Annotated in this window: 18 protein-coding genes; 8 read left to right on the top strand and 10 right to left on the bottom strand. The window is 63.8% G+C overall.

Annotated elements, in window-relative coordinates:
* The first annotated feature begins 2 nt into the window (after window positions 1–2).
* The 5 genes from HHL25_RS19950 to HHL25_RS19930 are packed head-to-tail and all read left to right on the top strand — an operon-like array spanning window position 3 to window position 5,613.
* Window positions 3–1,001, top strand: a complete 999-nt coding sequence (locus HHL25_RS19950; protein ID WP_169594946.1) for an ABC transporter ATP-binding protein — start codon at window positions 3–5, stop codon at window positions 999–1,001.
* Complete coding sequence (locus tag HHL25_RS19945; protein ID WP_169594945.1) at window positions 998–1,774, top strand: L-iditol 2-dehydrogenase; 777 nt, start codon at window positions 998–1,000, stop codon at window positions 1,772–1,774. Before HHL25_RS19950 ends, HHL25_RS19945 begins: the two co-directional genes overlap by 4 nt.
* Before the next feature lie 49 nt (window positions 1,775–1,823).
* Complete coding sequence (locus HHL25_RS19940; protein WP_169594943.1) at window positions 1,824–3,308, top strand: mannitol dehydrogenase family protein; 1,485 nt, start codon at window positions 1,824–1,826, stop codon at window positions 3,306–3,308.
* A 6-nt stretch (window positions 3,309–3,314) separates the two neighbouring features.
* A complete protein-coding gene (locus tag HHL25_RS19935; protein WP_169594941.1) occupies window positions 3,315–4,022 on the top strand; it encodes an HAD family hydrolase in 708 nt (235 codons plus the stop codon).
* Window positions 4,015–5,613 carry an FGGY-family carbohydrate kinase gene (locus HHL25_RS19930; RefSeq protein WP_169594939.1) on the top strand — a complete coding sequence of 533 codons (1,599 nt, stop codon included), beginning with the start codon at window positions 4,015–4,017 and terminating at the stop codon, window positions 5,611–5,613. Before HHL25_RS19935 ends, HHL25_RS19930 begins: the two co-directional genes overlap by 8 nt.
* Here HHL25_RS19930 and HHL25_RS19925 read toward each other — a convergent pair.
* The 8 genes from HHL25_RS19925 to HHL25_RS19890 form a co-directional block, all read right to left on the bottom strand.
* Window positions 5,610–6,803, bottom strand: a complete 1,194-nt coding sequence (locus tag HHL25_RS19925; protein ID WP_315853102.1) for a thiolase family protein — start codon at window positions 6,801–6,803, stop codon at window positions 5,610–5,612. The genes HHL25_RS19930 and HHL25_RS19925 overlap by 4 nt on opposite strands.
* A gap of 158 nt (window positions 6,804–6,961) precedes the next feature.
* Complete coding sequence (locus HHL25_RS19920; protein WP_169594937.1) at window positions 6,962–7,993, bottom strand: alcohol dehydrogenase catalytic domain-containing protein; 1,032 nt, start codon at window positions 7,991–7,993, stop codon at window positions 6,962–6,964.
* A 12-nt stretch (window positions 7,994–8,005) separates the two neighbouring features.
* Entirely contained in the window at window positions 8,006–9,439 is a 1,434-nt protein-coding gene (locus HHL25_RS19915; protein ID WP_169594935.1) for an aldehyde dehydrogenase family protein, read from the bottom strand.
* Window positions 9,440–9,451: 12 nt separating this feature from the next.
* Window positions 9,452–10,189 carry an MBL fold metallo-hydrolase gene (locus HHL25_RS19910; RefSeq protein WP_169594933.1) on the bottom strand — a complete coding sequence of 246 codons (738 nt, stop codon included), beginning with the start codon at window positions 10,187–10,189 and terminating at the stop codon, window positions 9,452–9,454.
* A complete protein-coding gene (locus HHL25_RS23790; RefSeq protein WP_169594931.1) occupies window positions 10,186–11,286 on the bottom strand; it encodes an ABC transporter ATP-binding protein in 1,101 nt (366 codons plus the stop codon). Before HHL25_RS23790 ends, HHL25_RS19910 begins: the two co-directional genes overlap by 4 nt.
* Window positions 11,283–12,071, bottom strand: coding sequence for an ABC transporter permease (locus HHL25_RS19900; RefSeq protein WP_169594929.1), 789 nt, complete (start codon window positions 12,069–12,071; stop codon window positions 11,283–11,285). The genes HHL25_RS23790 and HHL25_RS19900 overlap by 4 nt, the downstream gene beginning before the upstream one ends.
* A 2-nt stretch (window positions 12,072–12,073) precedes the next feature.
* Window positions 12,074–12,937, bottom strand: coding sequence for an ABC transporter permease (locus HHL25_RS19895; protein ID WP_169594927.1), 864 nt, complete (start codon window positions 12,935–12,937; stop codon window positions 12,074–12,076).
* Between the two features lie 287 nt (window positions 12,938–13,224).
* On the bottom strand, window positions 13,225–14,298 hold the full coding sequence (locus HHL25_RS19890; protein ID WP_169594924.1) for an ABC transporter substrate-binding protein: 1,074 nt from the start codon (window positions 14,296–14,298) through the stop codon (window positions 13,225–13,227).
* A gap of 142 nt (window positions 14,299–14,440) precedes the next feature.
* On the opposite strand from HHL25_RS19890, the gene HHL25_RS19885 reads away from it, so the two are divergent.
* The gene (locus tag HHL25_RS19885) at window positions 14,441–15,067 is read left to right on the top strand and encodes a TetR/AcrR family transcriptional regulator (RefSeq protein ID WP_169594922.1); all 627 of its coding nucleotides are present in this window, start codon (window positions 14,441–14,443) and stop codon (window positions 15,065–15,067) included.
* Window positions 15,068–15,090: 23 nt separating this feature from the next.
* Entirely contained in the window at window positions 15,091–15,483 is a 393-nt protein-coding gene (locus HHL25_RS19880; RefSeq protein WP_169594920.1) for a nuclear transport factor 2 family protein, read from the top strand.
* 36 nt (window positions 15,484–15,519) lie between these two features.
* Here HHL25_RS19880 and HHL25_RS19875 read toward each other — a convergent pair whose 3' ends face one another.
* Window positions 15,520–16,722 (bottom strand): ABC transporter substrate-binding protein, encoded by a 1,203-nt coding sequence (locus tag HHL25_RS19875; protein ID WP_169594918.1) that lies wholly within the window; start codon window positions 16,720–16,722, stop codon window positions 15,520–15,522.
* A gap of 470 nt (window positions 16,723–17,192) precedes the next feature.
* Here HHL25_RS19875 and HHL25_RS19870 point away from each other — a divergent pair, with 470 nt between their 5' ends.
* Entirely contained in the window at window positions 17,193–18,032 is an 840-nt protein-coding gene (locus tag HHL25_RS19870; RefSeq protein WP_315853101.1) for a transglutaminase-like cysteine peptidase, read from the top strand.
* 130 nt (window positions 18,033–18,162) lie between these two features.
* On the opposite strand, the gene HHL25_RS19865 is transcribed toward HHL25_RS19870, so the two are convergent.
* Window positions 18,163–18,834: a ribbon-helix-helix domain-containing protein gene (locus HHL25_RS19865; RefSeq protein WP_246701913.1), complete on the bottom strand. Its 672-nt coding sequence runs from the start codon at window positions 18,832–18,834 to the stop codon at window positions 18,163–18,165.
* Window position 18,835: the final 1 nt, after the last annotated feature.

Here is an 18,835-nt window from a genome sequence, read left to right as displayed (position 1 = left end):
AGATGGGTAGCATCACTCTTCAGAATGTATCCAAGTCCTTTGGCGAGGCAGCAGTCATCCCGTCGATCGACCTTCAGATCAACGATGGCGAATTCGCCGTCTTCGTCGGCCCGTCCGGCTGCGGCAAGTCCACCCTGCTGCGCCTGATTGCCGGCCTCGAGGACGTCTCCGGCGGCCGCATCCTGATCGACGGCGTCGATGCAACCGCCAAGCCCCCGTCGCAGCGCGGTCTTGCCATGGTCTTCCAGTCCTATGCGCTCTACCCGCATATGAGTGTACGCTCGAACATCGGCTTCCCGCTCAAGATGGCGGGTGTGGACAAGGCCGAAATCGACCGCAAGGTGAGCGATGCGGCGCGTATCCTCAACCTCACCGACTATCTCGAACGCAAGCCGCGCCAGCTTTCGGGCGGCCAGCGCCAGCGCGTCGCCATCGGCCGCGCCATCGTGCGCTCGCCGGAATGCTTCCTGTTCGACGAACCGCTGTCGAACCTCGATGCGGCGCTGCGCGTCAACATGCGGCTGGAGATCTCGCAGCTTCACCAGCAACTCGGCGCCACCTCGATCTACGTCACGCATGACCAGGTCGAGGCCATGACCATGGCCGACAAGATCGTCGTGCTGAACAAGGGGCGCATCGAGCAGGTCGGCTCGCCCCTCGAGCTCTACCACAAGCCCGCCAACATCTTCGTCGCCGGTTTCATCGGTTCGCCGAAGATGAACCTGATCTCCGGCGCGACGGCGGCCCCCCACAACGCCCACACCATCGGCATCCGCCCCGAGCATGTGCGGCTGTCGACGGATGCCGGCACGTGGAAAGGCACGGTCGCCGTCGCCGAACACCTTGGCTCGGATACTTTCCTCCACGTCGACGTCGAAGGCATCGGCCACGTGACCGCCCGTGCCGGCGGCGAGTTCCCGGTCCGCCACGGCGACACCGTCTTCATCACGCCGGATGCCGACCGCATCCACCGCTTCAATGACAAGGGGCTGGCGATATGAGCGGCAGGCTGGAAGGCAAGTCGGCGCTGATCACCGGCTCGGCACGCGGCATCGGCCGCGCCTTTGCCGAGGCCTATGCCCGCGAAGGCGCGACAGTGGCCATCGCCGACATCAATTTCGAACGAGCGAGCAAGACGGCGGCGGAGATCGGCGCAAAGGCCTATCCCGTGCGTCTCGACGTGACCGACCAGACCTCGATCGACGCGGCGATCCGGACGGCCGAGGAGAAGACCGGCGGGATCGACATCCTGATCAACAATGCCGCGCTCTTCGACCTCGCCCCTATCGTCGAGATCACGCGCGAAAGCTACGACAGGCTCTTCTCGATCAATGTCGCGGGCTCTCTCTTCATGCTGCAGGCGGCGGCAAGATCGATGATCGCCCGGGGCAAGGGCGGCAAGATCATCAACATGGCGAGCCAAGCCGGACGCCGCGGCGAGGCACTGGTCGCGGTCTACTGCGCGACGAAGGCGGCGATCATCTCGCTGACCCAGTCGGCCGGCCTCGATCTCATCAAGCATCGCATCAACGTCAACGCCATCGCCCCCGGCGTCGTCGACGGAGAGCATTGGGACGGTGTCGATGCGCTCTTCGCCAAACATGAAAATCGCAAGCCGGGCGAGAAGAAGAAGATCGTCGGAGAAGCCGTACCATTCGGCCGAATGGGACGGGCCGAGGACCTGACCGGCATGGCCATCTTCCTCGCCAGCCCGGAGGCCGACTACATCGTCGCCCAAACCTACAATGTCGATGGCGGCAACTGGATGAGCTGACCGCTCATCCCTGCCCCCGCCCTGCGTCTCGTTTTCGAGGACTAATGAAATGACCTGCAAGCTCTCGTTGGCAAACCTTGCCGAAATCGCCAGGACCGCAGCCGTCCCGGCCTATCGCCGCGACCAGCTGAAGGCCGGCATCCTGCATTTCGGCGTCGGCAACTTCCATCGCGCCCACCAGGCGATCTACCTCCACGAACTCTTCAACCAGGGCAAGGATCTCGACTGGGCGATCCTCGGCGCCGGCGTCATGCCGGGCGACCGGCTGATGAAGGAGAAGCTCGAGGCCCAGGACTGCCTGACAACCGTGGTCGAGCAGGACAACAACCGCAGCGCCGCGACCGTGACCGCGCCGATGACAGGGATTCTCGCCGCGCCCGACTTCGACGCCATCATAGCCGCCCTGGCGGACCCGGCGATCCGTATCGTTTCGATGACGATCACCGAGGGCGGCTATTTCATCGACCCGGCGACCGGCAAGTTCGACCCCACCCATCCGGCCATGGTCGCCGACGCCCGTGACCCGGCACATCCGAAAAGCGTGTTCGGCCTCATCATCGCAGGCCTCAGGACCCGTCGTGCAGCCGAGATCCCACCTTTCACGGTCATGTGCTGCGACAATATCCCCGGCAATGGCGAAGTGACCGAGGCGACGGTGACAGGGCTCGCCAAGCTTTCCGATCCCGACTTCGCCCACTGGATTCACGAGAATGTCGCCTTCCCGAACGCGATGGTCGACCGCATCACCCCGGCGACCGGCGAACGCGAAATTGGAATCGCCCGCGACACCTACGGCATCGAGGATTCCTGGCCGGTCTTTTGCGAAGAGTTCAAGCAATGGGTGCTGGAGGACAAGTTCCCGCTCGGCCGCCCGGCACTCGAGGATGTCGGTGTGACCTTCGTCCCGGACGTGGCTCCCTATGAGCTAATGAAACTGCGCATCCTGAACGGCGGCCACGCGGCAATCGCCTATCCGGCGGCGCTGATGGACATCCACTTCGTCCACGAGGCCATGGAGAACCCGCTGATCCGCGCCTTCCTCGCCAAGCTGACATACGAGGAGATCATCCCCGTCGTTCCGCCCGTGCCGAACACCAGCCTGGAGGACTATGCGCGACTGATCGAAAGCCGCTTCTCCAATCCGAAGATCGGCGACACAATTCCGCGTCTGGCCCAGGACGGCTCCAACCGCCAGCCGAAATTCATCCTGCCGTCGACGGCCGATCGCCTCGCCAAGGGCCTCGACGTCACCGGCCTTGCGCTCGTTTCGGCACTCTGGTGCCGCTATTTCGAAGGCACGTCGGACAGCGGCAAGACGATCGTCTTCAACGACGCCAGTGCCGAGCGCCTGCAGAAGGCCGCCCTGGCCTCGCGCACGGATCCGACCGCCTTCCTCGCCCTCGGCGACATCTTCGGCGCGACCGGATCGGATCCCCGCTTCGTCTCCCGCTTCACGAAAGCCCTCGAAAGCCTGCGCAGCAACGGCACCGCCGCGACGCTGCAGCGCTATCTCGACGGCAAACTCGCCGACTGAGTGCCGATGGCGCCCGCGGCCACACGGCTGGTGATCTTCGACTGTGACGGGGTACTCGTCGACAGCGAGCCGATCGCGCTTGGCGTGCTCGCCGAATTCCTTGGTGCAGCCGGCGTCGAGATCGATGCGGCCGGCGTCGCCCAGCGCTTTCTCGGGCGAAGCCTCGCCTCCGTGCGCGAACAGGTTCGCGACGAATTCGATCTGGAGATCGACGAGGCCTTCGTCAGCCGGATGCGGGATGTGCTCTACGCCCGATTCCGCAGCGACCTTCGGGCGATCGCGGGCATTCCCGACCTTCTCGCCGGCTTCGAAGCGGCCGGAATCGCCTGGTGCGTCGCATCGTCGAGCCAGAAGGAACGCGTCGAACTCTGCCTGCGTGCAACCGATCTGCTCGACCGTTTCGCGCCGCATATCTTCAGCGCCACCATGGTCTCGCGAGGCAAACCCGCACCGGATCTCTTCCTCCATGCGGCGCGCACGATGGGATATCCTTCGGAGGAATGCCTGGTGATCGAGGACAGCCCAGCCGGCATCGAGGCCGCGCGCGCGGCCGGCATGCGGGTCATCGCCTTTACCGGAGGATCCCATACCGGCTTTGCGGAATATCGCGCCGCTCTGGACCAACTCGCCCCCGACGCACGGTTTGACGCGATGGCGGATTTGCTCCAATTTGTCGTCCCTGTGAGGAGACCGAAAGACAATCCTGATGCATGACTACCTCGTTGCGGTGGACGTCGGTACCGGCAGTGCGCGGGCGGGCCTGTTCGATCTCAAAGGCGCCCAGTTGGCGCGTCACGTGACCCCCATCTCCCTGCATCAACCGCAGGAGCGGTATTTCGAACAGGACAGCGAGGAAATCTGGGCAGCCGTCTGCCGTTCAGTGCGTGCCGTCGTCACGGCGGCCGGGCTCTCGCCCTCTGACGTTGGCGCCCTCGGCTTCGACGCAACCTGTTCGCTGGTGGTGCGCGACCGTGCCGGCAACCCGCTGACGGTATCCTCGACCGGGCGCCAGAACCTCGACACCATCCTCTGGATGGATCACCGTGCCGTTGACCAGGCCGAGTTCTGCAGCGCGACCGGCGATCCGCTGCTCGATCGCTATGGAGGGCGCCTTTCCGCCGAGATGCAGGTGCCGAAGCTTCTGTGGCTGAAGGAAAACCTCCCGGACACCTGGGCGAAAGCCGGCGCGATCTACGATCTCTGCGACTATCTCACCTGGCGCGCCACCGGTTCCAACACACGCTCGCATTCTCCGCTGGTTTCGAAATGGGGATACGGTCCGACCGCGCGCGGCGAAAGGCCCGACGCCTTCTATGATCGCGTCGGCCTCGACGATCTTGCCGACCGCGCCCGCCTTCCGGAAACGACGCTTCCGCCCGACCGACCCGTGTCCCGCCTCTCGCAGGACGCAGCCTCCGCGCTCGGCCTGACGACGGATTGCCTTGTCGCACCCGGGCTCATCGACGCCTATGCCGGAACCATCGCGCTGTTCGGCGCCTCCGTCGAGCTTGGCGATCACGGGCCGGCGGCCCATGCCGCGCTCATTGCCGGGACATCGAGCTGCGTCGTCCAGTTGACGGAAGAACCCGTCCAGGGATCAGGATGCTGGGGCGCCTTTCGCGACGTCGCCGTCCCGGGTCTCTGGCTGACGGAAGCCGGACAATCCGCCTCCGGCGCCCTGCTCGACCATATGCTTCGTATCCATCCGGCGGGAGGAGAGCCCGGCCAGGCCCGACACACCGAAATCCTCGACCACATCCGGAAAAACATCGGCGAACACGGCCTGGGCTACGGCCTGCCGATCCAAGTCCTGCCGGATTTTCACGGCACCCGCTCGCCAACCACCGATCCCGACCTGACCGGCGGGATCGTCGGGCTTACCCTCGACCGCAGCTTCGAAGGTCTTTGCCGTCTCTACTGGCGCACCTGCGTGGCGCTCGCCTGCAGCATCCGCCACATCATCGGCCACATGCCGACCGGGGCGGACAGCATCCGCGTGCTGTCGCTCGCCGGTGGTTTTTCCCATCATCCGCTGATCCCGCAGCTTTATGCCGACGTCACCGGATGCAGCATCCGCACGCCGACCAACCAGGACCCGGTGCTCTTCGGCACGGCGCTGCACGCCGCCGTCGCAGCCGGGTTCTTCGACGACATGGCCTCGGCCTACAGGGCGATGCCCATCGGCCTTGGCGTGACCCACCCCGACCCGGCATCGGTCAGGCACTACGCCCGCGACTACGAAGCCCTGAAGGCAATGATGCGCCACCGCGCCGAGCTCGCCGCGATCGTCGGCGCGCCACTCTAGACCAGCTCGACCGCGATCGCAGTCGCCTCGCCGCCGCCGATGCAGAGGCTCGCCACCCCGCGTTTCAGGCCGCGCGCTTCGAGCGCCGCAAGCAGGGTCACGACGATCCGCGCACCGCTCGCCCCGATCGGGTGCCCGAGCGCGCAGGCGCCGCCGTTGACGTTGAGCTTTTCGTGCGGGATGCCGAGGTCGCGCATGGCGATCATCGCAACCATGGCAAAGGCCTCGTTGACCTCGAAGAGATCGACATCGCCGACCGACCAGCCAAGGCGGTCGAGCAGGTTGTGGATGGCGGGAACCGGCGCTTTGGGAAAATCGGAAGGCTTGCCCGCATGGCAGGACACCCCGGCGATCCGCGCGATCGGCTTAAGTCCGTGGCGTTCCGCATGGGCAAGATCTGCCAGCACCAGCGCCGCCGCGCCGTCTGAGATCGAGCTGGCATTTGCGGCCGTCACCGTGCCATTCGGCGAAAATGCGGGACGAAGCGTCGGTATCTTCTCGGCGCTCGAGCGGGCCGGCTGTTCGTCGTGTTCGACGACGGTCGGCGACCGGCCTTCAACGGTGACGCGCGTAATCTCGCGCTCGAAACGACCTTCCGCCTGCGCCTCCTTGGCCCGCCTCAGGCTCTCGACGGCAAAGGCGTCCTGTTCTTGCCGGGAAAACCCGTATTCGGCGGCAATCTCGTCGCCGAAGCTGCCCATCAGGCGTCCGACGTCATAGGCGTCTTCCAGACCGTCATGGAACATGGAGTCGACGACCGACTTGTGGCCGAGCCTCGCCCCCGCCCGCTGTTCAGGCAGCAGATAGGGCGCCCGGCTCATGCTCTCCATCCCGCCGGCCACGACAACACCGGCCAGACCGGAGCGGATTGCCGAGTGACCGAGGATCATCGCCTCCATGCCCGAGCCACAGACCTTGCCGATGGTGGTGGCAGGAACGGTATCCGGCAGTCCGGCCGCGAGCGCCGCCTGCCGTGCCGGTGCCTGGCCGAGGCCGGCGGTCAGGACGCATCCCATCAGCACACGATCGACATGCTCGCCGGAGACACCGGCGCGGGCAAGGGCCGCCGTGATCGCGACGGCGCCGAGCTGCGGCGCGGCGACGTCCTTCAACGCGCCGAGCATCGCGCCCATCGGTGTCCGCGCATATCCCAGAATGACGGTTTGAGCCCTCGGATCCTCCAATGCCACCGCAATCTCCTCCCTGCAGATGTCCGGATGGGGACAGACGTTGCAGATCTGCGCGCGCACGTCACCCCCCGAAATTGATCGGGGTCCATGCGAATACAGATCAGGTGGGAGTGAGCACCCGGGGATACCCCCGGGCCTACTGTGAAGAGCCGCTGAAGCTAGAGCGAGAAGTCGATGCAGACGCGTCCGGCGACCTTGCCGGCTTGCAACTGGTCGAGAGCCTCGTTGACACCGGCAAGCGCGACCGTCTCGATGTCGATATCGAGCTTCGTCCTCGCCGCAAAAGCAAGGAAATCGCGCAGGTCCTGCCGCGAACCGACCGACGAACCAAAGACGCGGTGACCGCCGTCGATCAGCCACATCATCGAAAGCGGCACGGGATCATGGACGAGCGCGATGGCGATGATGTCGCTCATCGGGTTGACCGCCTGTTCGATCGTCTTCCAGACTGCCGGTGTCGGCGCGAAATTGACCGCGATGTCGGCGCCGCCGAGCTCCTTCACCTTCAACCCTGCCTCGGGTCCGGCCTCGACCAGATGATCGGCGCCGCGAGCCCGCGCTTCGTCGAGCTTGGCCGGATCGCGGTCGACGGCGACCACCGTTGCACCATGGGCCTTGGCGATCATGATCGCATATTGCCCGAGCCCGCCGCAGCCGATGACCATCACGGTCTTTCCCGGCCGAAGCTGCGTCTTGCGCAACGCGCTCCATGCGGTCAGGCCAGCACAGAGAAGCGGCGCCCCCAGCACGGGATCGATCGCGTCGGGAATGGTGCAGGCGAAACGCGATTCGAGGATCGCATATTCGGCAAAGGCACCATGATAGTGGATGCCGCGGGCATGCTGGTGGGTGCAGAAGGTCTCCGCCCCGGTCAGGCACGGGCTGCAATCGAGGCAGGTGTCATAGAGCCAGGGCAGACCGACGCGGTCGCCGAGCGAAAGCGTCGTCTCCGTCCCCTCGCCCACCGCCACGATCCGGCCGATGCCTTCGTGGCCGAAGACGAGCGGATACATCTCGTCCGGCAGTCCCTCGTCGCCGTTGCGCAGGTGCAGGTCGGAATGGCAGACACCACAGCTTTCGAGCTTCACCAGGAACTGGCCGCGTCGGGGTTCGGGCACGGGCAGATCACGGATGACGAGCGGAGCGCCGGGGGCTTCGGCCACCGCGGCTTTCATGGTCTTTGGGATCATCTCACATCACTCTCAATCTGCACGCGGCCGATGGACCGTCTTGACTTCGAGAAAGTCCTCGAGCCCGAAAATTCCGCCCTCACGGCCAATGCCGGACTGCTTGTAGCCGCCGAAGGGGCTGCCGTAGCGGTGCGGCGCGCCGTTGATGTGCACCATTCCGGCGCGCAGGCGGCCGGCGACACGCTCGGCCCGATCGAGGTCGCCGCTCTGGATGTAGGCGGCGAGGCCGTAATTCGTGTCGTTGGCGATCTCGATCGCATCCTCTTCCGCGTCGAAGGGGATGATGACGAGCACCGGACCAAAAACCTCTTCGCGCGCGATCCGCATCTGGTTGTTGACGCCGGCAAAGATCGTCGGCTTGACGTAGTACCCGGTCTCGAAGCCTTCCGGCTTGCCGGGGCCGCCGACGATAAGCTCGGCGCCTTCCGCGACCCCGGCCTCGATCAGGGCCTGAACGCGGCCATACTGGATGTCGCTGACCAGCGGTCCGATGTGTTCGCCGGCCTCCTCCGGATTGCCGACACGGGCCTCTTCGCCGACACGTTTCGCAATTTCGACCGCCTGCTCGTACACTGAACGCTGCACCAGAAGCCGCGTCGGCGCATCGCAGGACTGGCCGGAATTGTTGAAGCATTCAAGCACGCTGCCGGTGACGCGTTCCTCGAGATCGGCATCCTCGAACACGATGTTCGGCGACTTTCCACCGAGTTCGAGCGTGACGCGCTTCACCGTGTCGGCGGCATCCTTGCTGACGGCGGTTCCGGCCCGGGTCGAGCCGGTGAACGACATCATGTCGACGTCCTTGTGCTTCGAAAGCGCTGCCCCGACGTTCGGACCGTCACCGTTGACCAGGTTGAAGGTACCGGCGGGAAAGCCGGCCTCATGCACCATCTCGGCATATAGAAGGGCGTTGAGCGGAGTGAACTCCGACGGCTTGAGCACGCAGGTCGAGCCCGTCGCGAGTGCCGGAATAGCCTTGAGGGCGATCTGGTTGATCGGCCAGTTCCAAGGAGTGATGAGGCCGCAGACGCCGATCGGCTCCCGCAGCACGATGTCGCCGTTCGGCAGTTCTTCGCGCATTTTGATGCGCTTTAGGGCATCGATGAAGCCCTTCAGATGGCCTACGCCGACATGCGCCTGCTGCTCGGTGCTCATGGTGATCGGCGCACCGAGTTCGAGCGTGATGGTGCGCGCCATCTCGTCGTAGCGGCGCTTGTAGATGGCGAGCAGCTTTTCGAGCAGCGCGATGCGCTCGTCGAGACTGGTCCGGCTGTAGGTCCTGAACGCGTTCTTGGCGGCAACGACGGCGCGGTCGATATCGGCGGCGGCCCCCATCGAGATGACGGCGATCGCCTGTTCGGTCGCCGGGTTGATGACTTCAAGGTCGTTGGGTGCGATCGGATCGACCCATTCGCCGTTGATGTAGAACTTGCGCTTGTCGAGCATGCTTCACTCCCGTCAGATCGTCTTGTGTTTGGCGTCGAGCCAGCCGGTGATCAGATCCCGGTAGCGCTCGCCGCTGAAGCTTGGAAAATGGCCGCCATGAACCAGCCGAACAGGGAGCGTAAGAAGACGCTCCATCGAGGCGAGGTAGTCGGCGGCGTTGGAATGGTAGGTGTCCTCGATCAGGGGACCGTCATAGAGGATGTCACCGGAAAACAGGATTTCCGTCGCTCTTTCATAGAGCGCGATGCCGCCCGGAGAATGTCCCGGCGTGTGGATCACCTCAAAGTGCCGATCGCCGAGATCGATGACGTCGCCGTCTTCGAGAATGCGGGTCGCCGGCGCCCGCTTCACCGCATAACACTTCGAACAATAGGGCTCGGGCGGCAGCGCGTCGAAGATCTCGTCGGTCACGTAAGGATCGGCCAGCGTATTCTCGCGGGTCGGGTTGGCGAGAAGGTCGGCCTCGGCCGAATGCACCGCGCGGCACTCAAATTCGTGATGGCAGCCGATATGGTCGAAATGGGTGTGGCTCGCCACCGCGATCAATTCGCGCTCGGTGACGAGCGGCACCCATTCGCGAAGCGACACCACGCCCATGCCGCTATCGACCAGCATGTCGCGGTCGCGGCCGCGCACATGCCAGATGTTGCAGCGATAGAATTCCTGGATATGCGGTTCGCAGATATAGGTCACGTCGTCGTCGAGACGGCGAACGCTGTACCAGTCTTCGGGGCGCATGCGCGGCTTCATGATCTTGTCTCCTGGCCTTCGACCAGGGCTACGATGGTATCCGCCTTGACCGCAAGTTCCAGTTCGTCGCCCGGCTGCGGATGGGCGGTCTGCGGCAGATGCGCGGTGACGACCACGTCGGCGCCCCCCTCGGGCTGAAGGTGGCATCGGTGGTGCGCGCCGAAGAAGGCGCTGTCGGTGATCCGCGCGCGGCCGAGCGCGACCGTCGCCCCGTCCTCCCCCGCGGACCGGAAATGCTCAGGACGGATGCACAGCGTCACCTTGTTGTCCGCCGAGGGCATGCCGCCGGTAAAGGCTGAGACGGGAATGACAGCGCGGCCGAGCGCCGTCTCAATCCGCGCCTCGCCGGCGGTAATGCCGGTCACCCGACCGGGCAGGAAATTCGCCTCACCCATAAAGCCCGCGGCAAACAGCGAGCGCGGCCGCATATAGATGTCGGACGGCGCACCGACATCCTCGATGCGCCCGTGATTCATCACCACGATCCGGTCGGCAATCGCCATCGCCTCTTCCTGATCGTGGGTGACGTGGATGAAGGTGGTGCCGACGCGCTTCTGGATCGCCTTCAGCTCGTCCTGCATCTGCCGGCGGAGCTTGAGGTCCAGCGCGCCGAGCGGTTCATCGAGCAGCAGCACATCGGGATCGACGGCGAGCGCACGCGCCAGCGCGACGCGCTGACGCTGGCCGCCGGAAAGCTCATGCGGCTTCTTCGCGGCGGATGCCTTGAGCCCCACCAGGTCGAGCATGGCGAGCGCCTTCTCGTCACGCTCGGCCTTTGCCATGCCCCGCATGCGCAGGCCGAAACCGACATTGTCAGAGAGCTTCATGTGCGGGAAGAGCGCATAGTCCTGGAACATGGTGGTGGTCGGACGTTTCGCCGGCGCGACATGCGTCATGTCCTTGCCGCCGATCGCGATCGTTCCCGAGGTCGGCTCAAGAAAGCCGCCCAGAATGGAGAGCAGGGTCGTCTTCCCGCAGCCGGACGGACCGAGCAGCACGATGAATTCGCCGGCGGCGATATCGAGCGAGACATCGTTCAGCGCGCGGAAGGCACCGAAGACTTTCGTGGCGTTTCTGATCGAGACGTCGGCGGTCATTTGGAATTCCCGGATTTTCTGAAGACGGCGAGTTCCATGACGATGAGGAACGCGACCGAGATGAGGAAAACGACGCTGCCGATTGCATTGGTCTTCGGATCGAGGCCGGAGCGCAGCATGCTCCAGATCTCGACCGGCAGCGTCACGTCGAAGCGCGACAGGAGGAAGGCGACGATGAACTCGTCCCAGCTGAAGGTCACCGACAGGAAGAAGGCCGCGAGGATCGACGGCATCAGCATCGGCGCCGTGACGAGCAGCATGACCTGCCAGTCCTTCGCACCGAGGTCGCGCGCCGCCCGCTCGATATTCACCTGATGCCCGCCCATGGAGGCATAAATGATGGCAAAGCAGAGCGGAAGATTGATGACGACATGGCCGATCCCCACCGTCCACAGCGACAGCGTGATGTTGAGGCGGCTGAACACGGACAGCAGGCCAAGCCCGATGATCAGGGTGCTGACCGTCATCGGCGCGACGATCAGCGCGCGCTGCAGGCCGGAACCCGGAAGCGTATAGCGGGCAAACGCATAGGCCGCGAGGAAGCCGATGACGCAGGCAACCGCCGACGAGACAATGGCGACGATCAGCGAATTTCCGAGCGCCGACATCAGCTTGGCGTCGGCGAAGATCTCGCCATACCAGCGCAGCGTCAGGCCATGCAGCGGCGGCACCGGCAGTGTGCCGTCCTGGAAGGAAAAGAGCACGAGGACCGCGACCGGCAGGAAGATGAAAAGGTAGAGCGCGCTCGCATAAAGGGCGGAAAGCGCCGTGTTGATATGGCGCATGGTCAGGTCCTCTCCATCTTCAGCCAGCGGGCTGAGGCCAGATAGGCGATCGTCACCACCACCATCAGCACCAGCGACAGCGCCGCGGCCATCGGGAAATCGGCGCGGCGGCCAAGCTGCAGCATAATGACCTGCGGCAGGACCAGCTCGTTGTTGCCGCCAAGGATCTGCGGCGTGATGTAGTCGCCGATGCACAGGACGAAGGTCAGGAAGGCGCCGACCATGATGCCGGGCAGCGTCAGCGGCAGGATCACATGCCAGAAGGTCTGGAAGCCGTTCGCCCCGAGATCGGCGGCCGCGCGGCGGTAGTTGGGCGAGAGCTGCACCAGATTGGCATAGATCGTCAGCGTCAGCAGCATGACGAAGAAATGCACGAAACCGATCACCGTGCCCACGCGGTTTGCCGAAAGCTCGAGCGGTTCGGCAATGAGACCGGTCCACATCAGCGCCTGGTTGACCACGCCGCCGCCGGAAAGAACGAGCAGCCAGGAGTAGGAACGCACCACATAGGAGGTCCAGAACGGCAGGATCGCCATGATCAGTGCGAAACGCTGCCAGCGCCGCGGCACGCGCTCAGCAATGATCCAGGCCAGCGGATAGGCGAGCAGGATCGAGATGACGGTGACGATGGCCGTCACCTCCAGCGAGTTGAACAAGGCTTTCAGGAGATGCGGCTTGCCGAAGAATGCGGCGTAGTTGTCGAGCGTCCAGCTCGCCACGATCTCGCGCCCCTCGCGCTTCCAGAAGCTGATCGCGGCCATGTAGAGAAAGGGAACGAGGAAGAAGGCGACGGTAAAGAACAGCGCCGGCAGCGCAAATCCCCAGGCCTTGCGGCGTTCCGCCCGTTCAAGCGGGGTGGTCGTCATGGGCATGACACTCCGTTTGCGCTGAAAGCTGGTGTTTCAAGACAACGGCCGCCGAAAGGGTGGCCGGGTTACGGCAGATGATCGCATAGGCTGGTCGGCCCCTCCCCCGGCCTCTCAGGCCGGGACCATGGATCCTCGGGTCGAGCCCGAGGATGACGGAGTGTCGAGGGAAGGCCGCGACAGAACGCCTTGGCAGAACGCGCCGACAGAAGGGGGCCTGGCGGACCGAGACACCTGTACAGGCGCGTCATCCTCGGGCTTGCCCCGAGGATCACGCCCAAGGCAGCTTACTGTTGCAGCATTTCCGTCCAGACATCCTGCATGGCGGCATCGAGATCCGCATCGACGACCGGATAGAGCTGGGTGTTCTTCAGGTATTCCGGCTGCTTGTCCCAGCGAAGAGCCGTCTTCTGCTGGTCGGTCAGCTTCTCGCCCGCCTTGGAATTGGCTGGCATACCCCAGTAGCAGGACGAGGTCGCGAGCTTGGACTGGCCTTCGGGGCTGAGGATATACTGGACGAACTTGACCGCCAGGTCCTGCTTGGTCGAGTCCTTGAAGACGCCGATCGACTGTGCCCAGCGGAGCGCACCCTGCTTCGGCACGGTCCAGTCGAGGTTCGGCTTTTCCGTGGTGAGGCCGGCGGTCACCCATTCGCCGCCGCCGAGAATGATGTCGACTTCGCCGCTGACCAGCGCGGTCTGCGAGGCGACGACGTCGCTCACCTGACGGGCGACCTTCTTCATCTCGAACAGCTTTTCCTTGATCGCCGGCAGGTCGTCGGCGGTAAGGTCGGCGGTTTTCTTGCCGATGCCGAGGCCCGTGAGGCCGATCATCGGCAGGTAATAATCGTAAAGCGCGATGCGGCCCTTGTACTTGTCGGACCAGAAGATCGACAGGTCTTCCATGTCCTTCGGATCGACCTTGGTCTTGTCGTAGGAAATCGTGTTGTAGCCGAACTTCTCGGTAACGGCGTAGATCTTGCCGTCCTTGGTGTTGTTCGCTTCCATGCGGACTTCGGGGAAGATGTCGGCGGTGGGCAGCTTGTCGGCCGGGATCTCGGCAAGTAGGTCCATCTCGACCGCGCGCGGCACGTCGACACCGTCGATCACGAAGACGTCCCAGTCGCCGGGACGCGACTGCTCGACGATCGAGAGGCCGGCGCCGGTGCCCTCATATTCCTTGAGGTTGACCTTGACGTTGTTGGCCTTCTCGAAGGGTTCGATCAGCGCCGGGTCGGTGTGGTCGCACCAGACGAGTGCATTGAGTTCTTCCTGCGCGGAAGCGCTGGCGGAGAAGGCGCAAACGGCAACGGTTGCGAGAAGCATGCGGCGGCCGTATCCGCCCAGAACGGTCTTTTCCATATTTGTTTCCCTCTTGTCGAAGACCCCCGTCGAGTCCTCGCGTTGATCAAAATGGCACTCGTATCGGCGCCTTGAGAAAAAGATTGAATGAATTCATTTTTTAAGTCAATCTCAATTTTGAGGAGATTCAACGGAGCTTGCCATGACCGGATTGCGCGCCCGACAGAAGGCCGACAGGAACCGCCGGATCCTGGAAGCCGCGACCACCCTGTTCCGCGAACAGGGCTATGACGCCGCCCGCATCGAGGACATCGCCGAGATGGCGGAAGTCTCGGTCGGGACGCTGTACAACTATTATCAGAACAAGGGCGACGTGCTCGTCGCCACCGTCTCCATGGAAGTGACCGAAGTACTGGAAGCGGGCGAGAGCATCGTCGCCAATCCGCCGCTTAACGTCGAGGAAGCACTACGCGCACTGATCGAACAGTACTATGATCACTCGCTGGTCTATCTCAGCAAGGAGATGTGGCGTACCGCGATGGCGTCATCGATCCAGCAGCCGGAAACGCCACTGTCGAAGCGTTATACGGAACTCGACCAGCGCCTGTGCGCCCAGGTCGTGCAGCTTGTCATGACCTTGCAGCGCCGCGGCGTGGTGATCGCCGGCGTCGATGCACGCGCCATCGGCGAAGTTTTCTTCAACAACCTCAACATGATGTTCATCGAGTTCTGCAAGGTCGACGCCATGCCGCTCGAGGAGCTGAAGGCCCGCGTAGCAGAGCAGCATCGCCCCCTGGCGGCGCTGATCAGCAGCGTGAAGGCCGTCTGAACACACCCGGAAACGAGACAGAAATGACCGACACCAGAACCGCCGTCCTCGCGGCCGCCGACGCCCTCGTCGCCGCCTTCGGACGCCACGACACCAAAGCCTATTTCGACGCCTTCTCGCCGGAAGCGACCTTCATCTTCTACAACCTCGACCGTACCCTCGCGAGCCGGGCCGAATACGAGGCGGAATGGGCACTCTGGGAAACGCGTGACGGCTTTGCAGTCCGCGCCTGCCGCTCGACCGGCCGCAACGTCCAGATCGTCGGCGATGTCGCGATCTTCACCCATGCGGTCGAAACCGATCTGTCGATTGGCGGCGAGGCAATGACCAACCGCGAGCGCGAGACAATCGTCTTCGCCCGCCAGGCCGACGATCGCTGGCTCGCCGTGCACGAGCATCTTTCCGCCGCAGCCTGAGCCTCGCGACGGGACATGACGTGCTTTCAATCCGGCTCAAAAAGCCTTGGCGGCATCCGCCAGCGGATTAAGCTTGCCATTGCCGATGCTGTAGGGCGTCAGCTTGCGTTCGACATTGCCTGTCGGGGCCAGCCGGAAGAGGCCCGTCACGCCGGTAAACCCGGCCTTCCGGGTCAGGAGTTCCGGCGTGAGCCCCGTCGCACCCTTGCTGCGCACGATGCCGGCCGCCAGCGCGACGATGTCGTAGCCATAGGCGGCGGAAAGCGACAGCGGGCGGCCGAAGCGGCGATTGTAGCGCTCCGCGATCAGCGCACGGTTCTCCCGATCGACTGAAACGATCAGAACGCCGGCGGCAGCCGGGCTCGTATAGGTCGCCTCGGGCCAGCCGCTCGCACCGACGAAGGCCATCGGCCTGCCTCCGGCGGACGCCTTGATGGCGGACAGCAGCGGAAGGACCGCAACCGTGTTGCCGAGGATCAGCGATGTGTCGGAGGATTGCACCAGCCCTTGCGCCTTGGCGACGGTGTCGCTGACACCGCTGCCGGAGCCGTTGTAGCGCACCACACCCGTCACCGTTCCACCGACGCTACGCACGGCGGACGACACCGCCGTGTCGAAGCTGGTCGGATAGTCCTGCTGGACGAACACCGCAAACTTCTTCTGACCGCTGACGGCGGCGATCTTGATACCCTCGACGACACTGTCGAGTTCCTCGGTGACGAAGTTGTAGGCCTTGCCACCGGATACCGGCGCCTTGCGGCCCACGTTGACAAGCATCGGACGCTGATCCGCCGGGATGGCGGCCATCGCGGTCGTCACATCCTGCGGCGCATAACTGACCAGCAGGATCGAGCCTCGGGCCTTGGCCGCCTGGATCTCCTTCGTCGCGGCCGCGGATCCACCGGAAATGTCCGAAACTTTCACCCGAACCAGATCGCCGCCGAGCTCCGCTACGCCGAGGGCAGCACCGTCGCGCACGTCGCGCGCCTCGCCCTCGTAGTAACCTTGTCCGCCCTTCGGCAGCAGCAGGGTGATTTCGGCGCCCTTTTCGCCAAAGCTTTCCTCGATGGCGGTCGACGGCGGCGCCTTCACGTCATTCTTGCTGACGCCTTCGCTAAGCCCATCGACACCCGACTGGCATGCAGCGAGCAGCACGGCGATGCCCGCCAGAGAAAGACCACGGGTGACCCGCGCGGCGGCATTGTCCGCCCGCTTCGAAATTGCGTTTATCAACTGCATGCGATCGCCCCCAATTCTCTGCAACGCATTGGCAATGGCAAAGCCACGCCTCCCTCCGCAAGTAGCCCGACCCACCGCCGACCACCTGCACAATTCCTTCCGCACGGCGCCGCGACCAAACAGGAAGACCGTCGCCCGAGCGTAATGTGACCGCCACGCGCCACGGCATCCTCGATTGTTAGAGGATTAAAAATTTCTTTCAACACCTTTTCCAAATTTAAGAATTACATTTATTCATGATTATCTACGTATAAATACGCTATATTTATGGCATTCGCGTACCGTTCCTCCAATCAATGGAGAACGTGAGCGCCATGAGAAAAACAATAAAAAAGGCAGTTCTTGGTTTAGCCTCGGCAACAGCGGTATTTTTCGGAACAACCGCTGCAAATGCATCAGGTTTTGAAAATTACATTGGATTTGAACTAAATAATACTAATAACGCACCCTACATCATCCTGTCCAATATCGTGACACCGTCGTTCCGCTCGGTAGCCGCTGTACTCGCCGCACTGTTGCCGGCGGGGCCGGTTCCTGTGGTGACGGGGCCCGATGCCAGCATCCAGACCGGCTCGATCTCGGACCGCCCGATCGCAGCCATTCCCGCGACGCGGCCCGTCGAGACCGCGGCCATCGCGCCGGCAGGGAAGCCTTCGATCACTGCATCCAGACCCTCCGGCGCCGTCTTCGACACGGTTGCCTTCCCGATGAAGCGCCTTGGCGCCCTCAAGAAGTTCGCCCCCTCGCTCGACGAGATGGCCGGCGGCGGAGCCTTCGATTGCAAGGGCAGCGCCTGCAATGCCGCCGCGAATGCGATCAAGGCCTCCTTCTCCCGAACCGCCCAGTCGTCCATCCGTGATCGGCTGAACGCCATCAACGCCACCGTCAACCGGTCGATCCAGTACCGCCGCGACAAGGATCTCTACAGGACCGCCGATCGCTGGGCCAAGCCGAGCGAGACGATCGCCCGTCAGGCTGGCGACTGCGAAGACTTCGCCATCCTGAAGATGGCGGCACTTCACGCCGCCGGCACCAGCCTGGACGATATGGCACTCGTCATCCTCTACGACCAGCGCCGCGAGTTCTACCACGCAGTCCTCTCGGTCTCCGTCGGCGACACCTACTACATCCTCGACAACATGCGGGACGACGTCCTGGCCGACGCCAAGCTTCCCGACTATCTGCCCCTCTACTCGATCGTCGAGGGCCGCGGCTTCTTCCACGGCCAGCGCGTCGCAAGCCGCAAGCTGGTTGCAGGCGCAGCCACACCGATCGACAAGATCGCGCCGGGCGAAGGTCCCCTTCTCTGAGGCATGCGTGAACTGGCCGGAATTGTCCCTCCGGCCAGGCACCACAGTGTCCGAGCGGATAGCGGTTCGCATGTCATGCGGGCCGTTTTTCGTTATCTGAGGCATTCACGTGAGCTGATTGCAGCGCGGATCAGAAGCCTGAGACGTAGCCGATCAGCATCGACTTCTCATGGCTCGGCGCCGGTGCGATGTTGATCTTGCCGCGCATGGACTGCAGGTTCAGGCTGACCGTGAAGCTCGTCTTGATGATGGTGCCCTGGTTTCGCTCGAACGTGTCCAGCGCCTCGTCGACATGGGTATCGATCAGGAATTTCAGGCCGCGCGCCAGCTGCTGCACTTCACCGAGCGAGAAGCGGTTGCGCAGCATCGACAGGAACGGTTCATTGAACAGCAGGATCTTGCGCTCGCGCGTCATCACGATGGTTGGAGCCGGCGATGCCTGGACGATCGCATTGAGGTTGTTGAGCGAGGTCTTCTCCTCGAGCTGCGTCAGCCGGCGCAGCGCCCACTTGAAGCTGATGACGCGCAGAAGTGAGGCAAGGTTCGCCGATTCCGGAACCTGAGTGGCGGCGCGCTGCACGATGTCGGCGGTCGTCATCCCGGACTCGGTCGAGATGCGGCGAAGCCCTTCCCAATAAATGCGCTCGAGGCGGATGCCACGCCGTTCCCCCGCCCGCGCGGCGACAGCACGAAAATGCGGTTCGATGTCAGACGCATCGATCGTCGGCAGACGATCATTGAGCTCGATGGCCTGCGAGGCCGGCGGCATCTCGAGTGTCGGAACAGCTTCGTCCGTGGCCATC

Source organism: Rhizobium terricola (assembly GCF_012927355.1).
GTDB classification, from domain to species: Bacteria; Pseudomonadota; Alphaproteobacteria; order Rhizobiales; family Rhizobiaceae; genus Allorhizobium; species Allorhizobium terricola.
Note: the sequence above shows the minus strand (reverse complement) of the source record. Positions and strands in the feature narration are given on the sequence as shown.

Bases quoted from the DNA above. Each gene is read 5' to 3' on its own strand.
- HHL25_RS19950 (WP_169594946.1), top strand. From the start codon at position 3: ATGGGTAGCATCACTCTTCAGAATGTATCCAAGTCCTTTGGCGAGGCA.
- HHL25_RS19945 (WP_169594945.1), top strand. From the start codon at position 998: ATGAGCGGCAGGCTGGAAGGCAAGTCGGCGCTGATCACCGGCTCGGCA.
- HHL25_RS19940 (WP_169594943.1), top strand. From the start codon at position 1,824: ATGACCTGCAAGCTCTCGTTGGCAAACCTTGCCGAAATCGCCAGGACC.
- HHL25_RS19935 (WP_169594941.1), top strand. From the start codon at position 3,315: ATGGCGCCCGCGGCCACACGGCTGGTGATCTTCGACTGTGACGGGGTA.
- HHL25_RS19930 (WP_169594939.1), top strand. From the start codon at position 4,015: ATGCATGACTACCTCGTTGCGGTGGACGTCGGTACCGGCAGTGCGCGG.
- HHL25_RS19920 (WP_169594937.1), bottom strand. From the start codon at position 7,993: ATGATCCCAAAGACCATGAAAGCCGCGGTGGCCGAAGCCCCCGGCGCT.
- HHL25_RS19915 (WP_169594935.1), bottom strand. From the start codon at position 9,439: ATGCTCGACAAGCGCAAGTTCTACATCAACGGCGAATGGGTCGATCCG.
- HHL25_RS19910 (WP_169594933.1), bottom strand. From the start codon at position 10,189: ATGAAGCCGCGCATGCGCCCCGAAGACTGGTACAGCGTTCGCCGTCTC.
- HHL25_RS23790 (WP_169594931.1), bottom strand. From the start codon at position 11,286: ATGACCGCCGACGTCTCGATCAGAAACGCCACGAAAGTCTTCGGTGCC.
- HHL25_RS19900 (WP_169594929.1), bottom strand. From the start codon at position 12,071: ATGCGCCATATCAACACGGCGCTTTCCGCCCTTTATGCGAGCGCGCTC.
- HHL25_RS19895 (WP_169594927.1), bottom strand. From the start codon at position 12,937: ATGACGACCACCCCGCTTGAACGGGCGGAACGCCGCAAGGCCTGGGGA.
- HHL25_RS19890 (WP_169594924.1), bottom strand. From the start codon at position 14,298: ATGGAAAAGACCGTTCTGGGCGGATACGGCCGCCGCATGCTTCTCGCA.
- HHL25_RS19885 (WP_169594922.1), top strand. From the start codon at position 14,441: ATGACCGGATTGCGCGCCCGACAGAAGGCCGACAGGAACCGCCGGATC.
- HHL25_RS19880 (WP_169594920.1), top strand. From the start codon at position 15,091: ATGACCGACACCAGAACCGCCGTCCTCGCGGCCGCCGACGCCCTCGTC.
- HHL25_RS19875 (WP_169594918.1), bottom strand. From the start codon at position 16,722: ATGCAGTTGATAAACGCAATTTCGAAGCGGGCGGACAATGCCGCCGCG.
- HHL25_RS19865 (WP_246701913.1), bottom strand. From the start codon at position 18,834: ATGGCCACGGACGAAGCTGTTCCGACACTCGAGATGCCGCCGGCCTCG.